Origin of the sequence: Nocardioides sp. T5 (assembly GCF_048161455.1) — a bacterium.
Taxonomy (GTDB): domain Bacteria; phylum Actinomycetota; class Actinomycetes; order Propionibacteriales; family Nocardioidaceae; genus Nocardioides.
Genome location: NZ_CP182415.1, coordinates 59,661 through 77,944, shown reverse-complemented (window position 1 = coordinate 77,944; position 18,284 = coordinate 59,661). Strand labels below are relative to the sequence as shown.

The following is an 18,284-nucleotide window of genomic DNA, read 5'->3' as shown; positions in this document are numbered from 1 at the left end:
CTGACTCAGCCTGTCGCGCGCTCGGGCGCGCAGGGCACGAAGTCGACCTTGTCGCGCACCCCGCAGTCGGGGCAGCACCAGTCGTCCGGGACGTCCGCCCAGGCCGTGCCGGCGGCGAAGCCCTCGTGCTCGTCACCGGCCGCGACCTCGTAGACGTACTCGCAGCTCGGGCACCGGGCCGCGAGCACCTCGCCCACGGGGTCGAGTGCGGACGCGGTAGCAGTCGCCCCGGAGCCGCGCACTCGACCCGGGGCGGGGTAGCGCTCGAGGTAGGTCTGCCGCTTGCGCGGGCTGATGTTGGCCAGGGACACGTCGCCGCCGAAGTGGTCGACGACCCGCTGGTCCATCACCCGCCGCCAGACCGCGGGCACGGCGGCCAGCACGATCATCCCGGCGTAGCCGGTCGGCAGCACCGGGCTCTCCTCGAAGTCCCGCAGCGTCTGGTAGCGCCGGGTCGGGTTGGCGTGGTGGTCGCTGTGTCGCTGCAGGTGGTAGAGCAGCACGTTGGTCGCGATGTTGTTGGAGTTCCAGCTGTGGCTGGGCAGCACCCGTTCGTAGCGCCGGCGGTCGCCCTCCCCGACCTTCTGCCGCAGCATCCCGTAGTGCTCCATGTAGTTGACGACCTCGAGCAGCGAGAAGCCGACGACCGCCTGGACGAGGAGGTACGGCAGCACCTCGGGCCCGAACGCGACCAGCACCCCCGCCCACAGCACGAGCGTCATCAGCCAGGCGTTGAGCACGTCGTTGTCGAGGCGCCACGGCGACTGCTTGCGACGCGCGAGGCGCCGCTTCTCCAGCCGCCAGGCCGACCGCAGCGACCCGCCGACCGTGCGCGGCCAGAAGGCGTAGAAGCTCTCACCGAGCCGCGCGCTGGCCGGGTCTTCGGGCGTGGCCACGCGGACGTGGTGGCCACGGTTGTGCTCGATGTAGAAGTGGCCGTAGCCGACCTGGGCGAGCGCGATCTTGGAGAGCCAGCGCTCGTTGGCCTCCTTCTTGTGGCCGAGCTCGTGGGCGGTGTTGATGCCGATGCCGCCGATGCAGCCGATCGAGATCGCCAGGCCGACCTTGTCGAGGGTCGACAGCGGCTGGTCGGCGAGGAGGCCGAGGACGTCCCACCCCCCGACGACCGCCATCGCGCCGAGGAAGCCGGCGTACTGGATGGGCAGGAAGAGGTAGGTGATCCACCGGTAGTAGCGGTCCTGCTCGAGCGCCTCGATGACGTCGTCGGGCGGGTTGGAGCGGTCGAGCCCGGCGACCAGGTCGATCGCGGGGACGATGCCGAGGATGACGATCGGCCCGACCCAGAACCAGACCCCCCAGCCGGTCGCGACGTAGCCGCCGAAGGCGACGAACGCCAGGCTCGGCACCACCAGGCCGATCAGCCACAGGTAGCGCTTGCTGTCGGTCCAGATCTCGGTCGTGCCCTCGGGGACCGTGCCGCTGGGTGCGAGTCGGGTGGGGTAGCCGGCCATCGTCCTGACCTCCTGCCATCGGGTTTACAGGACCATACGATCTGTAAAGGTGGTTGACAAGAGGGTGCTGCGTGTAAAGTCGTGGAGTCAGGTCAGTGAGGCGTTCACGCGCCTCGCGCGCTCGAGCACGACGGCGTACGCCTCCGGCTCGGCCACGGCGAGACCGCTCACGAGGTCGAGGGCCTCGGCCGCCCACGCCCGCGCTCGGTCAGGATCGCCGGCGGCGTGCCGCTCGGCTCCGGCGAGCAGGATCGCCGCGTGGGAGCTCGCGAAGCCGGCGGGGTTGTCGGCGAGGGCGCGGCGGGCGACGGCGACCGACTCCTCGCTGGCGGCCAAGGCCTGCTCGGGACCGACCGCTGCCGCCATGGCGTCCGCGACGGTGTCGAGCGCGCCGGCGAACCACGCGAGGTGCGCGAGCGGGTCGCGGTCCGCGAGCACGCGCAGCAGGTCGACCCCCTCGCGCCCAGCCACCACCCCCGCCTCCGCGCGGCCGGCGCGGGTCAGCACGTGGCAGTGGGTGACCAGAGCGTTGGCCAGCGCGCGGTCGAAGGCGTGCGGCTGAGCGTCGTGCAGGCGCCGCCGCAGCTCCACGCACCGGTCGGCGAGGGGCTCTGCATCCGCGGTGCGGCCGAGCTCGGCCAGCACGATCGCCTGGTTGTTGAGGCTGTCAGTGAGCGCAGGGAGGGCGGCCGGCGATCGTCGGGCCAAGCGCTCACGCAGGGCGAGCGCCTCTGCTCCGGGCGGCTCCGCGTCGGCAGCGCGCCCGGACTCGAGGTGGAGATTGGCCAAGTTGGCCAGTCCGATCGCGAGGTCGCCGAGTTCCTCGTCGCCGCCGACCTGCGCGGCGAGCCGCAGCTCGCCGACCGCGAGACCCTGCACCTCGATCGCCTCTCGCCAGCGACCATTCATCCGCAGCTGGACGCCGAGGTTGACCAGCCCGGCGACGTACGTCGCGTCACCCGCGTCGGAGGCGGGCCGGTCGCGCGCGCTGCGCGCCAGCTCCACCACCGCCGCCAGCCCTTCGGCATGACGACCGGCCTCGGTCAGGGTGGCCGCCCGGTTCAGGAGCGCGCGGGCCCGCTCAGACCACGGCAGCCGGGCCCGCATCGCCATGACCTCCGCGCTGATGGCTTCCGCCTCCTCGAGCCGACGCAGGCGAGTCAGGCTGTTGGCCATGACCTCGAGCGAGTCCGAGAACCGCGACAGCTGGTCGGAGTCCATCGCCCCCGCAGCTCGACGCATCGACGCGGACTCTCGGGCGGCGTCGATCGCCTCGTCCCAGCGCCCCGCGTCGTGGAGCACCACTGCACGAGCGTGCACGACGTCGGGGACGACGAAGGACGCCATCCCGAAGCGCACCCGGTGCGCGATCGCCTCCGCCTCCTGCAACGTGACGAGGGCCTCCTGGAAGCGCCCCTGCGCGGACAGACCCATGCCGAGCTCCTGCAGCGCGGCCACCTTCGACACGCGTCCCACCTCAGCACCTCCCCGGCCGCACCCCTCGGCGTGGGTGCGTGGAGGCTAGCGTCGGCATGGGCCCGCGCGCGGGCGAACGACGTGAGCGGTGTCTCGTGCGGTGTTGCCCCCGTCACACCGGTGTACGGCTGGCGATAGGTTGGGCGCCATGGAACACCCCTTCGGCATCGACTTCGGCGGCACCGGCATCAAGGGCGCCCCTGTCGACCTCGAGGTCGGCGACTTCGCGCACGACCGGATCCGGATCGACACCCCCCGACCCGCCACCCCGCAGGCGGTCGCCAAGGTCTTCGGACAGATCATCGACAGCTTCCCCGTGTCCACGCGGCCGGTCGGCGTGACCGTGCCCGGCATCGTCCGGCACGGCGTGGTGCACTCGGCGGCCAACATCGACAAGTCGTGGATCGGCGAGGACGCCGACGCGATCTTCACCGCCGCCCTCGGGCGCGAGGTGCACGTGGTCAACGACGCCGACGCCGCCGGGCTCGCCGAGGCGGAGTACGGCGCTGCGAAGGGCCGCGGCGGCCTGGTCATGGTCATCACCCTCGGCACCGGCATCGGCTCGGCGATGATCTGGAACGGCCAGCTGGTCCCCAACTCCGAGATGGGCCACCTCGAGCTCGACGGCGCCGTCGCCGAGGCGACCACGGCGACCAGCGCACGCGAGCGCGAGGGCCTGTCGTGGGAGGAGTGGTCGGAGCGGCTCACGGCCTACTTCCGCCACCTCGAGCGGCTCTTCTCCCCCGACCTGTTCGTGATCGGGGGCGGGGTGAGCAAGTCGTGGGACAAGTTCGGCCACCTCATCAAGGTCGAGACCGAGATGGTGCCCGCGACGCTGCAGAACCGTGCCGGCATCGTCGGTGCCGCGCTCGTCGCGCACCAGATGGCCGGCGTCGAGGACTGACCCCGTACGCCGCCCCGCCCGGGCGGTGTCCCGGCCAGGCCCCGCTGACCACCTCGCGGTGCGTGGCGCAGGTTCGCGTACCCGAGAACATGTCTCACCCACCGCTCGGTCGGACCGGCGATCAGGAGCGGTGCGTGGCGCAGGTTCGCACACCCGAGAACATGTCTCACCCACCGCTCGGCGGGCGGCGATCAGCCCCGGGCGTCAGTCGTCCAGCACGCGCTCGAACGCCTCGGTCGCACCGCGGAGGTAGCGCCGGACGACGGCCTTCTCCTCCTCGGTGAAGGTCGCGTCGTGGCGGTCGAGCGCGGCGAACATCGGCATCAGGTGGCCGATGATCTCGCCGCGCCCGGAGTCGGTGATGTGCAGCTCGGTGCGCCGACGGTCGACCTCGTGCGGGCGCCGCTCGACGTGACCCCGGGAGACCAGCCGGTCCACGATGCCCGTCGCCGCGGCGGTCGAGACCTCCAGCCGGCGGGCGACCTCCGCGGGACCGATCTGCTCGCGGCTGAGGTGCTCGAGCGTGACGAGCTCGGTCTCACTGAGCCCGGCCCGTCGCGACACCACGTGGTTGACGCGGCTGCCGGCGGCGACCAGGTCACGCAGCGCCAGGAGCGTCGGCGGCTGGGAGCGTTCCTGGCCCCGGTCCACCCACGGCGGAGGCGCGACGACGTGCTGCTCGTCCGTCACGGGCGTCCCACCTCCGGCTCTCGGCGTCCACTTGCCTGGGCGATGATACTACCGCTAACTTGATAAGTAACTTGCTTAGCAATCACGCTCCCTAGCTACTCCCCCGAGGAGACCCCGTGCCCTCCCACCGCACCCCCGCCCCGGCCCGGGCGATCGCCGGCCGCCGGCTGGCCTGGTTCTTCGCGCTCGTGCCGATCCTGCTCGCGCTCTTCGTCATCGCGTTCGTGCCGGAGGGCGAGCGCGAGGCCTCCCCCGTCGACACGCTGCCGGCCGGAGCGGACAGCACGCTCGCGGTCGAGCTCGAGGAGCAGCTGCCCGACGACGAGGGCCAGGTGGCCATCGTGCTGTGGACCGCAGAGTCCGGTGAGCTCGACGCCGCGACCCAGGACGAGCTGGCCCAGCAGGCGGGCGCGCTGCTCGCGGACGCCGGCGGCGGAGGCGCTCCCGAGGGCGCGCCCCAGGGCGGGCCGCCCGGTGGTGGTGAGGGCCAGCAGTCGCCTCTCGTGGTGGCCGAGGACCAGACCGCCGCGTTCGTCGCCGTACCCGTCTCCTCGACCTCCGCCACCGACAACATCGACCAGGTCGAGGAGCTGCGCACCCAGCTCGGCGAGGACGTCCCCGACGGCGTGGAGGTCCAGGTGACCGGCCCCGCCGGCATCCAGGCCGACATCGGCCAGGTCTTCGACGGCGCCGACATCCGGCTCCTCGCCGCGACCGCGGCCGTCGTGGCCATCCTGTTGATCATCACCTACCGCAGTCCCGTGCTGTGGCTGGTCCCGCTGACGGTCGTCGGCATCGCCGACCGCCTGGCCGCGATCGTGTCGACCAACGTGCTCGAGGTCGTCGGCGTCGCCTGGGACGAGTCGACGGTCGGCATCCTGAGCGTGCTCGTCTTCGGAGCCGGCACCGACTACGCCCTCCTGCTGATCTCGCGCTACCGCGACGAGCTCAAGACGACCGAGTCGCGCTACGAGGCGATGGCGCACGCCCTCAGCCGGACCTTCGAGGCGGTGCTCTCGAGCGCCACCACCGTCGTGCTGGGCCTGCTCACCCTCCTCCTGTCGGCGATCCCGACGACCCGCGGCCTGGGCCTCGCGTGCGCGGTCGGCGTCCTCATCGCTGCGACGTTCGCCCTGGTCGTGCTGCCGGCGGCACTGGTGCTGTTCGGCCGGTGGGTCTTCTGGCCGCGGGTGCCGCACGTGGGCGACCCGGTCCTCGTCGACTCGCGCGGTGTCTGGCACCGCGTCGGCAGCGCCGTCTCCCGTCGTCCGCGGACCTTCGTCGCCGGCACCGTCACCGTCCTGGCGGTGATGGCCCTCGGCGCCACGACGATCACCACCGGTCTCGACCCGGCCGACCAGTTCCTCGAGCGCCCCGAGGCCATCGCGGCCGCCGAGCGCCTCGGTGAGTCGTTCCCCGCCGGCACCAGCGACCCGGTCCAGGTCCTCACCCGTGACGACCCCGAGCCGGTGCTCGCTGCCGTCGAGGAGGTCGAGGGCGTGGACTCCGCGCGCGTCACCAGCAGCGGTGACGGCATCACCCGCATCGACGCCGTGCCCGACGCCGCACCCGGCAGCGACGCGGCCCAGGCGGTCGTGCTCGACGTCCGTGACGCGGTGGCCGACTTCGACGACACGCACGTCGGCGGCGGCGACGCCGAGGCCATCGACGCGGCCGACTACGCCGCCAGCGACCGCCAGGTGATCCTGCCGCTCATCCTGCTGCTGGTGCTCGGCGCGCTGCTCCTGCTGCTGCGCTCGATCGTGGCGCCCCTGCTGCTCGTCGCGACCGTCGTGGCGACGTACGCCGCCAGCATGGGCGCGTCGTGGTGGCTGTTCCAGAACGTCTTCGGCTTCGAGGCGATGGACACCGGCGTGCCGCTCCTGGCGTTCCTCTTCCTGGTCGCACTGGGCGTCGACTACAACATCTTCCTCGTCACCCGGGCCCGTGAGGAGGCGCGAGAGCACGGCACCCGCACCGGCATGCTGCGCGCCCTGACCGCCACCGGCGGCGTGATCACCAGCGCGGGCATCCTGCTCGCCGCGGTCTTCGCCGTCCTCGGCGTGCTGCCGCTGGTGGTGCTCGCCCAGCTCGGCGCGATCATCTTCGTCGGCGTGCTGCTCGACACCCTCGTCGTGCGCACCGTCCTCGTGCCGGCGCTCGCGCTCACCCTCGGCGAGAAGTTCTGGTGGCCGCGCAAGGTCGGCCCGCCGGACGCCGGTGCGGAACCGCGCCCGGAGGCGGCGTACGTCGGCTCTCACGGCCGCTGATCGCCGATGCCACCCGGCTGCTGGTGGACTCCCCGCTCGAGCGGGGAGTCCGCCACCTGGAGGGGTGCACAACCTGCACGAAGTGACGGACTTCCCCTACAAGCACGCCGTTATGACACGGCGCGCCGCCGCATGCGCCCTCGTACGCCGACGCGTAAGGACCAGCCCGCCCTCAGCTCTCGCGGCCGCTGATCGCCGATGCCACCCGCTTGGTCACGTCGGGGTGGAACACGCTCGGGATGATGAAGGCAGCGTGCAGCTCCTCGGCGCTGACGGTGTCGGCGATGGCCTGGGCGGCGCGCAGCAGCATGTCGGTCGTGACGTGCTGGGCACCGGCGTCGAGGAGGCCGCGGAAGACGCCGGGGAAGGCGAGCACGTTGTTGATCTGGTTGGGGTAGTCGGAGCGGCCCGAGGCCACCACGGCGGCGTACTTGTCGGCCTCGGCCGGGTCGACCTCCGGGTCGGGGTTGGCGAGGGCGAAGACGACCGGCTTGGGCGCCATCGTCGGGATCCACTCGGGGTCGAGGATGCCGGGGGCCGAGACGCCGATGAAGACGTCGGCGTCGACGAGGACCTCCTGCAGCGAGCCGGTGGCACGACGCGGGTTGGTGGCCGAGGCGAGGTCGCGGTGCGCCGGGGACAGCGACTCGTCCGCGGACGACAGCGCGCCGAACCGGTCGACGACGACGACGTCGTGGGCGCCCGCGGCGAGGAGCAGGGTGACGATCGCGGTGCCGGCGGCACCGGCCCCGGACACCACGATGCGCACGTCGGCGAGCTGCTTCTCGACGCAGCGCAGGGCGTTGGTGAGCGCGGCGAGGACCACGATCGCGGTGCCGTGCTGGTCGTCGTGGAAGACGGGGATGTCGAGCGACTCACGCAGCCGGGCCTCGATCTCGAAGCAGCGCGGGGCCGCGATGTCCTCGAGGTTGATGCCGCCGAAGCCGGGCGCGATCATCTCGACGGCCCGGACGATCTCGTCGGTGTCCTGCGACGCCAGGCAGATCGGCCACGCGTCGATGTCGGCGAAGCGCTTGAAGAGCGCGGCCTTGCCCTCCATGACCGGCATCGCCGCGCCGGGACCGATGTTGCCGAGGCCCAGGACGGCCGAGCCGTCGGTGACGACTGCGACCGAGTTGCCCTTGATGGTGAGCTTGCGGACGTCCTCGGGGTTGTCGTGGATCGCCATCGACACCCGGCCGACGCCGGGCGTGTAGGCCATCGACAGGTCGTCGCGGGTGCGCAGCGGCACCTTGGACTGCACGCCGATCTTGCCGCCGAGGTGCAGCAGGAAGGTCCGGTCGCTGACCTTGTGGACCGTCACGCCCTCGACCTCGGACACCGCCGCGACGAGCTCCTGGGAGTGCGTGGCGTCGGCCGCCGAGCAGGTGACGTCGACGGTGAGCCGGTCGTGGCGCGACTCGGCGACGTCGATCGCGGTGACGACGCCCCCGTTGTGCGCGATGGTGGTTGCGACGGCGCCGACGACGCTGTGGTCGGCCGCGGTGTACAACCGCATGGTGATCGAGTACGACGATGCGGTTGCTGCCATGGAGCAGACCCTCTCCCCCGGGTGGGGTTACGGGCAAGTCACCTCCGTCTAGGCTCAGGTCGTGGACACCGAGCTCGTCGACGCCCCCGACCACCACCGCTACGAACTGCGCTCCGGCGACACGCTCGTCGGCTTCATCGACTACCGCCTGCACGGCGACGTGATCCGGCTGATCCACACCGAGGTGCCGGAGGCCTTCAGCGGCCAGGGGCACGCCTCGACGCTGGTCCGCGCGGCGCTCGACGACGCCCGCGCGCGCGGCCTGACCGTGCGGCCCGACTGCCCCTACGTGGCGTCGTACATCGAGAAGCACCCGGAGTACGCCGACCTCGTCGCGTGAGCCGGGGGGGTCCGCGAGGCGTATGCGGGCCGGAACACGGGCACGCCTAAAGTCGCGGCGACGACACGGGGGAACGGGGATCAGGCATGGCCGAGCAGGTCACGGACGTCGACGGCGCCGAGAAGGCGATCGCGCGACGCATCGGCTTCGTCGCGCGCCCGGTGCGCGGGCTCGTCAACGCCCCGCACCTGCTGGTGCTCGTGGTGCTCGGCATCTGGGTCGTGTGCTCCTTCACCTACGCCGCGCTCGAGGACAAGGGCCCGGTCGAAGGGCTGTGGTGGGGCATCGTGACCGGCTCGACCGTCGGCTACGGCGACTTCTACCCGTCCTCCACCGCCGGCCGCGCGGTCGGCGCGGTCCTCATCGTGTCGATGCTGGTGCTCGTCCCGATCGCGATCGGCCACGTGATCGCCAACCTCGTCTTCGACAAGGAGTCCCTCGCCGTGGCGACCGTCCTCGAGGACGTCCACGCGCGGATCGACCGGCTCGAGCACCTCACCCTCGCCTCCCTCGAGGCACAGCACGGCCGCGCGTGGCTCGAGGAGCGGCTCGCCGAGCACGAGGCGGCCGACGCCGCCACCACCGACGTCGCCGAGCAGATGCTGGCGATGTTCGGGCAGAAGAACGCCCCAGAGACGAACGCCAGCCAGGACCCGCCCGGAGGCTCCCGATGACCACGCCCACCCGCCGCCGCATGCGGTCGACCAGCATCTCGCTGGGCATCACCGCCGTGATGGCGAGCAGCCTCACCGGCTGCTCCTCCAGCGCCGACTACGCCGCGGTGTGCGTCGACCCCGACACCCAGGAGCGCGTCGACGACGACCAGTGCGACGACGACTCCGACTACAACGGCGGCGGCACCGGCTTCTTCTGGTACTACCTCGCCGCGAGGTCGGTCGTCCCGGGCATCGGCCAGACCGCCACCGGCGGCACCTTCCGAGGCAGCAGCCTCACGGGCGTCGTGCAGCGCGGCGGGCTGCCCACCACCGGCGGCTCGACGGTGAAGTCCGCCACCACCAAGGGCGGCTTCGGCGGCAGCAACCGCGGCTTCGGCTGAGCCCGAGCGCACCGACCCACCACCCGATCCCGCCAGCACCGCTCCCAGGAGACCTTCCGTGACCGACCTGATCGACGCCCTCCTCCACGCCGTCGCCTACGCCCTCGTCGGCGGCGCGATGCTGGTGGTGGCCTACTACGTCCTCGACCTCGCCACGCCCGGCCACCTCGGCACCCACCTGCGCGGCGTCGACGAGAACGGCAACGAGTCGGTGCACGCCCACTCCAAGGGCGCCGGCCTGGTGACCTCGGCGTGGCTGGTCTCCAACGCCGCGGTGCTGTTCACCGCGATCTGGACCAACGGCGAGACCTCGCTCGGCTGGGCGCTGGTGTGGACCGTGTGCTTCGGCGCGGTCGGCATCGCCCTCAACACGCTCATGTTCTTCGCGGTCGAGGCGATCACCCCGGGCGACCTGCGGCAGATCGTCACCGCGCCGGGCCCCGTACGTCCTCTCGCACAGGTCGCGGCGGCCGTCGCCCTCTCCGTCGGCGCCATCGTGTGCGCCAGCATCGCCTGAGCAGGGAGGGCACCCAGACATGTGGCGGCACCGGTCACGGGCGCGTGAGGGCTGGCGCGACACCGTCGTGGAGCAGGGCCTGGTCTTCCCGACCACCAAGATGCCCGACGGCTCCGAGCTGCCCTACTGGAACGAGGACGCCTGGTACGAGGTGACGATGGAGGAGGTGGAGGCGCTCGAGGCCGCCACCGAGGAGCTGTGGGCGATGTGCCTGCAGGCCGTCACCCACATGGCCACGACGATGACCGACGAGCGGCTCGGCCTGCCGCCCGGCTCGCTGGGCGTCGTACGACGCTCGATCGAGGCCGGCGACCCGGCGCTCTACGCGCGCTTCGACCTCGCCTACGGCGCCGACGGGTCGATCAAGATGCTCGAGATCAACGGCGACACCCCGACCGGCCTCGTCGAGACCGGGATCATCCAGTGGAACTGGATGGAGGACGTGATGCCGGAGATGGACCAGTGGAACTCCGTCCACGACCGCCTCATCGAGGGGTGGCGCACGCTGCGCCGGTCGGGCCACTTCGACGGCGACCGGATGCACTTCCTCTACGACCTCGGCGAGGAGGACTCCTACGACGGCGGCGAGATGGAGATGACCGTCCACTACCTGATGGACGCCGCCGTCCAGGCCGGGTGGCTCGCGCTCGCCCACCCGGTGGCCGAGGTCGGGTGGAACCCCGACACCCGGGACTTCCGCGACGTCCACGACGAGCCGCTGCGCAACGCGTTCAAGCTCTACGCCTGGGAGGAGATGCTGGCCGAGCCGTTCGGCCGGATGGTCGTCGACCGGTCCGAGGCCCGACCCACCAAGTGGATCGAGCCGGCGTGGAAGGTGCTGCTCAGCACCAAGGCGATCCTGCCGGTGCTATGGGAGCTCTTCCCACGCCACCGCCTGCTGCTGCCGGCGTACTTCGACGAGCCGCGCGACCTCGAGCGCTGGGTCGCCAAGCCGCTGCACGGGCGTGAGGGCGACAACATCCGCATCCACCTCGACGACCTGCTCGAGGACGTCGTGATGCCGGGCGGCTACGGCGCCGAGGGCTGGGTCTACCAGGCCTACACCGACCTGCCGAGCTTCGAGGGCAACCGCGTGGTGCTCGGGTCGTGGATCGTCGACGGCGAGGCCGCCGGGATGCTGGTGCGCGAGTCGGACAGCATGGTCACCGACTACTTCTCCCGCGTCGCGCCCCACGTGATCAGCGACGGGCTGGCGCCGTCGGAGGAGCAGGTCGCGCAGTGGCTGGCCGAGCGCGTCGGCCCCGACGCGCCCTCACTCCCCACGTGAGGCTGCGACGTCCTCATCGTCGCTCGCGAGACCGGTCCTGCACGGACCGCTTCACGAGGACCAGGGGAAGCAGCAGCACGCCCACGAGGGAGATGAGCCAGACGATCACCGTCGCCAGGAGCCACGTGGTGGGTCCGCTGATCGACAGGCCGTCGGACAGCGCGGCTGTCACGACCAGCCCTGCCAGGGTCGCCACCAGGGCCACCCCGCCACGCAGCGCCGGCACCCTGGACAGCGCCATCTGGGTGAAGAACGGCTGCGCGATCGCATAGACCAGCGTGAAGACGACGACGGCGACCAGGAACGCCGTCCCTGAGACCGTCACGTCGTCCAGCACGGCGGCGGCGACCAGCAGGCCCACGGCGTTCGCCAGCAGCTGGATGCCCGTGGCGATCAGAAGTCGGATCATGGCGCCCCCTCCTCGACGGCAGGCCGATCCTCTCGCCCGGCGCGCCGATCGACGTCACCTGAGAAGGGTGAACGGTCACCGTCCCTGGAGCAGCCGGGTTCCGCCCCAGCGGGCGGCCGTTCACCCGGTTTGGGCGACGCGGCGGTCTTCGCCGCGAGCGACGCTCGAACCCCTCAGCCGTTCGTGCGCGGGCCCGACCTGCCGACGCTCGTCCCATGTCCCAGGAGGCTCACGTGTCAGACCGACCCAACATCCTGATTCTCTGGGGTGACGACATCGGTATCTCGAACCTGAGCTGCTACAGCGACGGGTTGATGGGATACCGCACCCCCCACATCGACCGCATCGCGGACGAAGGTGTGCGGTTCACCGACTACTACGGCGAGCAGAGCTGCACGGCGGGGCGGGCGGCGTTCATCACCGGCCAGAACCCCTATCGCACGGGTCTCACCAAGGTCGGGATGCCCGGTGCCGACATCGGGCTGCGCGCCGAGGACCCGACGATCGCGACGGCCCTGAAGAGCCTGGGCTACGCGACGGGCCAGTTCGGCAAGAACCACTTCGGGGACCGCGACGAGTTCCTGCCGACCGCCCACGGCTTCGACGAGTTCTTCGGCAACCTCTACCACCTCAACGCCGAGGAGGAGCCCGAGCTCGACGACTACCCGACCGAGGAGGACTTCCCGGACTTCCACAAGAACTTCGGGCCCCGGGGGGTGATCCACTCCTGGGCGCAGGAGGACGGCACGCAGCGCATCGAGGACACCGGCCCGCTGACCAAGGAGCGGATGAAGACCATCGACGACGAGGTCGTGCCCGAGGCCCTGCGCTTCATGGGCGACGCCAAGGACGCCGACACCCCGTTCTTCGTGTGGCTCAACACCACCCACATGCACTTCCGCACGCACATCAAGGACGGCAGCCGGGGCAAGGCAGGACGCTGGCAGTCGGAGTACCACGACACCATGTGCGACCACGACGAGCTGATCGGCGCGGTGCTGGACTGGCTCGACGAGCAGGGGCTCGCCGAGAACACGATCGTCATGTACTCGACCGACAACGGTCCCCACATGAACACCTGGCCCGACGCCGGCATGACGCCGTTCCGCAACGAGAAGAACTCCAACTGGGAGGGCGCCTACCGCGTGCCCGCACTCGTGCGCTGGCCCGGGCACTTCCCGGCCGGAGAGGTGCGCAACGGCATCGTCAGCCACGCCGACTGGTTCGTCACGCTCCTGGCCGCCGCCGGCGACACCGACGTGAAGAGCCGCCTCAAGGCCGGCACCGAGCTCGCCGGGTCGAGCTACCACGTCCACCTCGACGGCCACGACCAGCTCGACTACATCTCCGGGAGCGCGGAGGCGAGCCCACGCCAGCACTTCTTCTACGTCTCCGACGACGGCGACCTGACGGCGCTGCGCTTCGACAACTGGAAGGTGGTGTTCCTCGAGCAACGCGCCACCGGCACGCTGAACGTGTGGGCGGAGCCCTACACCGAGCTGCGGGTGCCGAAGATCTTCAACCTCCGCACCGATCCCTTCGAGCGGGCCGACATCACGTCCAACACCTACTACGACTGGCTCCTCGACCACGCATTCGTCCTCGTGCCCATGCAGGCCTACGTCGCGCGGATGCTGCAGACCCTCGTGGAGTTCCCGCCGCGCCAGGAGTCGGCGAGCTTCACGGTCGGCAAGGTGATGGAGAAGCTGAAGGCCGGTGTCGGCAGCGCCTGAGCTCGTGCGCCTGTCCGGCGGCACGTTCCGGATGGGCTCCGACGAGCACTATCCCGAGGAGGCGCCGACCCACCTGGTGCGGGTCGGCGACTTCTCGATCGGCGCCACCGCGGTGACGAACGCCCAGTTCGCGCGCTTCGTGCGGGCGACCGGCTACGTCACGGTCGCCGAGCGCCCGCTCGACCCGGCAGAGTTCCCCGACGCCCCTGCGGAGAACCTCGTCCCGGGCTCGATGGTGTTCACACCCACGGACGGACCGGTCGACCTGCGCCACCTCAGCCAGTGGTGGACGTGGACGCCCGGCGCGAGCTGGCGGGCGCCGTACGGGCCGGGCAGCTCGGTGAAGCGGCTCCCCGACCATCCCGTGGTGCAGGTCTGCCACGAGGACGCGCGCGCGTACGCCGACTGGGCAGGTCTCGACCTCCCGACGGAGGCGGAGTGGGAGTACGCCGCCCGCGGCGGCCTCGAGGGAGCGGCGTACACCTGGGGTGACGAGAAGCGACCCGGAGGTCGGATCATGGCGAACACCTGGGACGGTCCGGACTTCCCGTGGCGCCACACGAAGGAGAGCGGATACCTGCGCACCGCGCCGGTGGGGCGATTCCCCGCCAACGGGTTCGGGCTCTTCGACATGGCGGGCAACGTCTGGGAGTGGACGGACGACTGGTGGACCAGCCGGCACCCCGACGACGCGACGTCGGCGTGCTGCGCTCCCCTCGACCCGCGGGGTGGCGACCTGGAGGGCAGCCTCGACCGACACCAGCCCCAGTTCCGCACCGGACGCAAGGTGATCAAGGGCGGGTCCCACCTGTGCGCCGACTCCTACTGCCTGCGCTACCGTCCCGCGGCGCGCCGACCACAGATGGTGGACACCGGGATGAGCCACGTGGGCTTCCGCTGCGTACGACGAGCCGTGAGCGAGGCGGGATGACGGACGACCTGCGCCTGCCGTCGTGGCGTCCCGGACCGGCCAGGGACTCGGTGATCGGCTTCCTCGACGCGGCACCGGAGCTGCCGGAGGCCGAGCGGTTGGCCTGCTTCGACAACGACGGCACCCTGTGGGTGGAACGACCGACCTACGTCCAGTGGGACTTCTTCGTCGACGCGCTCACCACCAGGTCGGCCGAGGACGCGTCGCTGGCACGCGAGCCCGAGCTGGCTGCAGTGCTCGGCGGTGACCGCGCTGCCATCGCCGAGCTCGGTCTGGTGCGCATCGCGATGGCGCTCAACGGGCTCTTCGCGAGCATCACCCCGGAGGCCTTCACGGCGGCGGCCCGCGAGTTCATGTCGCGCGCCGAGCACCCGACCCTCGGCCGCAGGCACGCCTCCAACACCTACCAGCCCATGCTGGAGCTGATCGCCGAGCTGCGCGCGCTGGACTTCGCCGTGACCATCTCCACAGGAGGCGGCGCGGAGTTCGTCCGGGCGGTGAGCCAGGACCTCTACGGCATCCCACCGGAGTCGGTGGTGGGAACCCTCGTCCAGTACGAGTACTCCCCCGACGACCTCGGACGACCACGCCTGCTCCGCACGCGTGGAGTCTTCGGCGACGCCAACGAGGGCGCGACCAAGGTGACCAACATCCAGACCCAGCTCGGACGTCGGCCGTGCCTGGCCGCGGGCAACTCCGCCGGGGACCGGGAGATGCTCGACTGGGCCCTGACGGGAGACGGTCCCTCGCTCGCGCTCCTGCTCGACCACGACGACGACGAGCGCGAGGTCGCCTACGCCAGCGAGGCAGGAACGTTCGACGCCGTCGAGCCCATCCTCGAGGTCGCCGAGCGTTCCGGCTGGACGGTCGTCAGCATGCGGCGCGACTGGGAGACCGTCTTCGCGCCGGACCCCGCGTAAGCCGAGCGGGGTCAGCCCCCGCGTCGGGCTAACGCACCACCGAGTCGGTGATCGTCCGACTGGCGCCGAGGAAGAAGATCCCGGGGATGGTCTCGAAGCCGTCGCTGGGGTTGTCGGTGAGGCGGGAGCCGTCGATCGTCAGCGTGCCGGTGCGGTCGTTGGAGACGAAGAAGATCGCGCCGCCGCCCTCACGCGCGCGGTTGCCGGTGATCGCGGAGTCCTCGACGGTGAGGTGGATGTCGTCGCCGTCGAGGTAGATCGCGCCGCCCGAGCCGCCACCCGGGGTGCCGGGTCGCGCGGGGTTGGCGCCGCGGCCGACCGCGCGGTTGCCGGTGAACGTCGACCCGCTGATCCGCCACGAGACACCGATGCTGCTGATCGCCGAGCCGTTGCTGCACCGCCCGCCGGTGAAGGTGGAGCGGCGTACGACGACGGGGCGGTCGCGGTGCTGGTCGAGCACCCGGACCGCGGCTCCGCCCACGTCGGGGCCGGTGCGGTCGCAGCGGTTGTCGGCGAAGGTGGAGTCGAGGATGCGCAGCCGGCCACCGCGCACGAACACCGCGCCACCGCCCCCGCCGTCGGTCGCCTCGCCCGTGCTGTTGCCGCGGACGAACCGCATCCGCTTCAGCACGAGCCGCGGCTCGGCCTGGTCGTTGCAGTGCGAGGTCGTCCACACCTGCGCGCGGTCGCAGGTGTTCAGGTAGAGGATCCGCCGCCGGCCCTCGCCGCTCAGGGTGACCAGGCCGCCCCCGTCGAGGACGACGCGCGCCGAGGTGTTGACGACCTTCGCGGTCCGCTTCATCGCGATGGTCACCGGCGACGGGCCGCAGTCGAAGCCGATCACGCCGCCCTTCGCCACGGCGCGTACGACGGCGCGCGAGGTGCACGACGCGGGCGTGCCGGTCCCGACGACCACGTCGGCCGCTCGGCCGAGGGGTCTCGTGACAGGCGCCGGGGCGCCTTCCTCGACCAGCGACGCCGTAGCTGTCGCGGGTGCCGACGCCACCACCGCGGCGAGCACCGTCGCGGCGACGACGCCGGCGCGCATCAGAGGGCCTTCTCGATGTCGTCGGACAGCTTCTCCGGCTCGGTGGTCGGGGCGTAGCGGTCGATCACCTGGCCGTCGCGGCCGACGAGGAACTTGGTGAAGTTCCACTTGATCTTGCTGCCGAGCAGCCCGCCCTTGGAGTCCTTGAGCCAGTCGAACAGCGGGTGGGCGTCGTCGCCGTTCACGTCGACCTTGGAGAACAGCGGGAACGTCACGCCGAAGTTGCGCTCGCAGAAGTCGGAGATCTCCGCCTCGTCACCGGGCTCCTGGTTGCCGAACTGGTCGCACGGGAAGCCGAGCACGACCAGGCCCTGGTCGGCGTACGTGTCCTGCAGCTGCTGGAGGCCCTTGTACTGGCCGGTGAAGCCGCACTGCGAGGCGGTGTTGACGACGAGCACGACCTTGCCGTCGTACTGCGCGAGGTCGGTGTCGGTGCCGTCGATCGCGGTGGCCGAGAAGTCGGAGAGTGAGGTCATGGCGCCGAGTCTGCCAGCGGCGCTGTCACGAACGGCTCGCCGAACCGCTCACCGAACGCCCACTCCTCGAGCGGACGGCGCTCCCGGTCACGGCGGTCGCGGGCGGCGGTGCGCTCGTCGACCTCGGCCGGGTCGCCCGGCACGCCGACGGCGATGCCGGTGAGCACCCGGTGGGTGGCGGGCACGCCCAGCGCCGCGGCGAGCGCGTCGTGGTCGAAGCCGGCGAACTGGTGGGCGTGCAGCCCCATCGCCCGCGCCTGCAGGGTGAGGTGGGCCGCGGCCTGGCCGACGTCGTAGAGGGCGTGGTCGCTGTACGACGCCGCCCCGGGCTCCTCGCTCTCGCGCACGTGCGCGGTGGTGACGAAGACGACCGAGGCCCGCGGCACCCAGCCGGCGTTGCCGCGGGTCAGCGTCGCGACGAGCCGGTCGTGCTGGGGAGTGCCCGGGACGCAGACGACGAACGCCCACGGCTGGGTGTTGCCCTTGCTCGGCGCCCACTGGGCGGCACGCAGGAGGGTCTCGATCTCGTCGCCGCCCAACCGGTGCGCGTCGTCGTACACGCTCGGGCTCCAGCGGGACCGCAACGGCTCGGCCAGTCCGGCGGCGGTGGGCTGCGGCGCGCGATCGGTCACCCGGGCGAGTATGCCGCGCTCCTGCGTCGCCTCAGTCGTCGAGGGCGTCGAGCTCGGCCAGCGCGGACTCCCACCGCTCGCGCCGCTCGGCGTCGGTCTGCTCCCACCACTTCGGGCCGCGCTCGCCGAGCCCGACCTTGGCCAGCTGGGTGCGGTGGCGGGTTGCCTCGAGCTCCGCGTCGTCGCGGGCCGTACGCACGCCCGACCGGCCGCGACCGAGGTGGGACTTCAGGCGGGCCAGCTCCTCGTCCGGGATGGCCGGGTCCGTACGCCGCCAGCGCCGGCCGTCGACGACCAGCCACTTCTCGTCCTCGGTCGGCTCGCTGGGCGCCATGCCCCGAGCATGCCCGCGCGGGCAAGCGCAACGACGAAGGCCCCGGACCGAAGTCCGGGGCCTTGTCACACTGGGTGCGCGAGGGGGGATTTGAACCCCCACGCCCTTTCGGACACTGCGACCTGAACGCAGCGCGTCTGCCGTTCCGCCACTCGCGCAAGAAGCGGGCTCAGGCTACCCCACCGCCGACGCGCCCTCCCAATCGGCTGGACGCCGGGGCGCCACCGTGGCGCGG

General features: G+C 71.6%; 19 protein-coding genes and 1 tRNA gene. 10 read left to right on the top strand and 10 right to left on the bottom strand.

What is annotated here, in order from left to right:
* Positions 1-5: 5 nt before the first annotated feature.
* A complete protein-coding gene (locus ACNKF0_RS00360) occupies positions 6-1,472 on the bottom strand; it encodes a fatty acid desaturase (RefSeq protein ID WP_416955007.1) in 1,467 nt (488 codons plus the stop codon).
* Positions 1,473-1,559: 87 nt separating this feature from the next.
* Positions 1,560-2,939, bottom strand: coding sequence for a tetratricopeptide repeat protein (locus tag ACNKF0_RS00355; RefSeq protein ID WP_416955006.1), 1,380 nt, complete (start codon positions 2,937-2,939; stop codon positions 1,560-1,562).
* 157 nt (positions 2,940-3,096) lie between these two features.
* On the opposite strand from ACNKF0_RS00355, the gene ppgK reads away from it, so the two are divergent.
* The gene (gene ppgK, locus ACNKF0_RS00350) at positions 3,097-3,852 is read left to right on the top strand and encodes a polyphosphate--glucose phosphotransferase (RefSeq protein ID WP_299930415.1); all 756 of its coding nucleotides are present in this window, start codon (positions 3,097-3,099) and stop codon (positions 3,850-3,852) included.
* 204 nt (positions 3,853-4,056) lie between these two features.
* On the opposite strand, the gene ACNKF0_RS00345 is transcribed toward ppgK, so the two are convergent.
* A complete protein-coding gene (locus tag ACNKF0_RS00345) occupies positions 4,057-4,542 on the bottom strand; it encodes a MarR family winged helix-turn-helix transcriptional regulator (RefSeq protein WP_416955005.1) in 486 nt (161 codons plus the stop codon).
* 116 nt (positions 4,543-4,658) lie between these two features.
* Between ACNKF0_RS00345 and ACNKF0_RS00340 the strand changes: the two genes are divergently transcribed.
* Complete coding sequence (locus ACNKF0_RS00340; protein ID WP_416955004.1) at positions 4,659-6,812, top strand: MMPL family transporter; 2,154 nt, start codon at positions 4,659-4,661, stop codon at positions 6,810-6,812.
* A 172-nt stretch (positions 6,813-6,984) separates the two neighbouring features.
* On the opposite strand, the gene ACNKF0_RS00335 is transcribed toward ACNKF0_RS00340, so the two are convergent.
* Positions 6,985-8,364: an NAD-dependent malic enzyme gene (locus ACNKF0_RS00335; RefSeq protein WP_299930406.1), complete on the bottom strand. Its 1,380-nt coding sequence runs from the start codon at positions 8,362-8,364 to the stop codon at positions 6,985-6,987.
* Between the two features lie 61 nt (positions 8,365-8,425).
* Between ACNKF0_RS00335 and ACNKF0_RS00330 the strand changes: the two genes are divergently transcribed.
* The 5 genes from ACNKF0_RS00330 (at position 8,426) to ACNKF0_RS00310 (ending at position 11,566) form a co-directional block, all read left to right on the top strand.
* The gene (locus ACNKF0_RS00330) at positions 8,426-8,704 is read left to right on the top strand and encodes a GNAT family N-acetyltransferase (RefSeq protein ID WP_299930403.1); all 279 of its coding nucleotides are present in this window, start codon (positions 8,426-8,428) and stop codon (positions 8,702-8,704) included.
* Between the two features lie 86 nt (positions 8,705-8,790).
* A complete protein-coding gene (locus ACNKF0_RS00325) occupies positions 8,791-9,378 on the top strand; it encodes a potassium channel family protein (protein WP_416955003.1) in 588 nt (195 codons plus the stop codon).
* Positions 9,375-9,761, top strand: a complete 387-nt coding sequence (locus ACNKF0_RS00320) for a hypothetical protein (protein ID WP_299930397.1) — start codon at positions 9,375-9,377, stop codon at positions 9,759-9,761. Before ACNKF0_RS00325 ends, ACNKF0_RS00320 begins: the two co-directional genes overlap by 4 nt.
* Before the next feature lie 58 nt (positions 9,762-9,819).
* Positions 9,820-10,278, top strand: coding sequence for a DUF350 domain-containing protein (locus tag ACNKF0_RS00315; RefSeq protein ID WP_416955002.1), 459 nt, complete (start codon positions 9,820-9,822; stop codon positions 10,276-10,278).
* Positions 10,279-10,297: 19 nt separating this feature from the next.
* Complete coding sequence (locus ACNKF0_RS00310; RefSeq protein WP_416955001.1) at positions 10,298-11,566, top strand: glutathionylspermidine synthase family protein; 1,269 nt, start codon at positions 10,298-10,300, stop codon at positions 11,564-11,566.
* 13 nt (positions 11,567-11,579) lie between these two features.
* Here the strand turns inward: ACNKF0_RS00310 and ACNKF0_RS00305 are convergent, their stop codons facing one another.
* Positions 11,580-11,975, bottom strand: coding sequence for a phage holin family protein (locus tag ACNKF0_RS00305; protein ID WP_416955000.1), 396 nt, complete (start codon positions 11,973-11,975; stop codon positions 11,580-11,582).
* 233 nt (positions 11,976-12,208) lie between these two features.
* Between ACNKF0_RS00305 and ACNKF0_RS00300 the strand changes: the two genes are divergently transcribed.
* The 3 genes from ACNKF0_RS00300 to ACNKF0_RS00290 are packed head-to-tail and all read left to right on the top strand — an operon-like array spanning position 12,209 to position 15,559.
* A complete protein-coding gene (locus ACNKF0_RS00300) occupies positions 12,209-13,708 on the top strand; it encodes an arylsulfatase (protein ID WP_416954999.1) in 1,500 nt (499 codons plus the stop codon).
* Positions 13,692-14,639: a formylglycine-generating enzyme family protein gene (locus ACNKF0_RS00295; protein ID WP_416954998.1), complete on the top strand. Its 948-nt coding sequence runs from the start codon at positions 13,692-13,694 to the stop codon at positions 14,637-14,639. The genes ACNKF0_RS00300 and ACNKF0_RS00295 overlap by 17 nt, the downstream gene beginning before the upstream one ends.
* Complete coding sequence (locus tag ACNKF0_RS00290) at positions 14,636-15,559, top strand: HAD family hydrolase (RefSeq protein ID WP_416954997.1); 924 nt, start codon at positions 14,636-14,638, stop codon at positions 15,557-15,559. The genes ACNKF0_RS00295 and ACNKF0_RS00290 overlap by 4 nt, the downstream gene beginning before the upstream one ends.
* Positions 15,560-15,587: 28 nt before the next feature.
* Here the strand turns inward: ACNKF0_RS00290 and ACNKF0_RS00285 are convergent, their stop codons facing one another.
* The 5 genes from ACNKF0_RS00285 to ACNKF0_RS00265 form a co-directional block, all read right to left on the bottom strand.
* Positions 15,588-16,607, bottom strand: a complete 1,020-nt coding sequence (locus ACNKF0_RS00285) for a hypothetical protein (RefSeq protein ID WP_416954996.1) — start codon at positions 16,605-16,607, stop codon at positions 15,588-15,590.
* Entirely contained in the window at positions 16,607-17,083 is a 477-nt protein-coding gene (locus ACNKF0_RS00280; RefSeq protein ID WP_416954995.1) for a glutathione peroxidase, read from the bottom strand. Before ACNKF0_RS00280 ends, ACNKF0_RS00285 begins: the two co-directional genes overlap by 1 nt.
* Positions 17,080-17,715, bottom strand: coding sequence for a nitroreductase family protein (locus ACNKF0_RS00275; protein ID WP_416954994.1), 636 nt, complete (start codon positions 17,713-17,715; stop codon positions 17,080-17,082). The genes ACNKF0_RS00280 and ACNKF0_RS00275 overlap by 4 nt, the downstream gene beginning before the upstream one ends.
* Before the next feature lie 31 nt (positions 17,716-17,746).
* Positions 17,747-18,049: a hypothetical protein gene (locus tag ACNKF0_RS00270; RefSeq protein ID WP_416954993.1), complete on the bottom strand. Its 303-nt coding sequence runs from the start codon at positions 18,047-18,049 to the stop codon at positions 17,747-17,749.
* A gap of 75 nt (positions 18,050-18,124) precedes the next feature.
* A tRNA-Leu gene (locus ACNKF0_RS00265) sits at positions 18,125-18,207 on the bottom strand.
* Positions 18,208-18,284 lie beyond the last annotated feature (77 nt).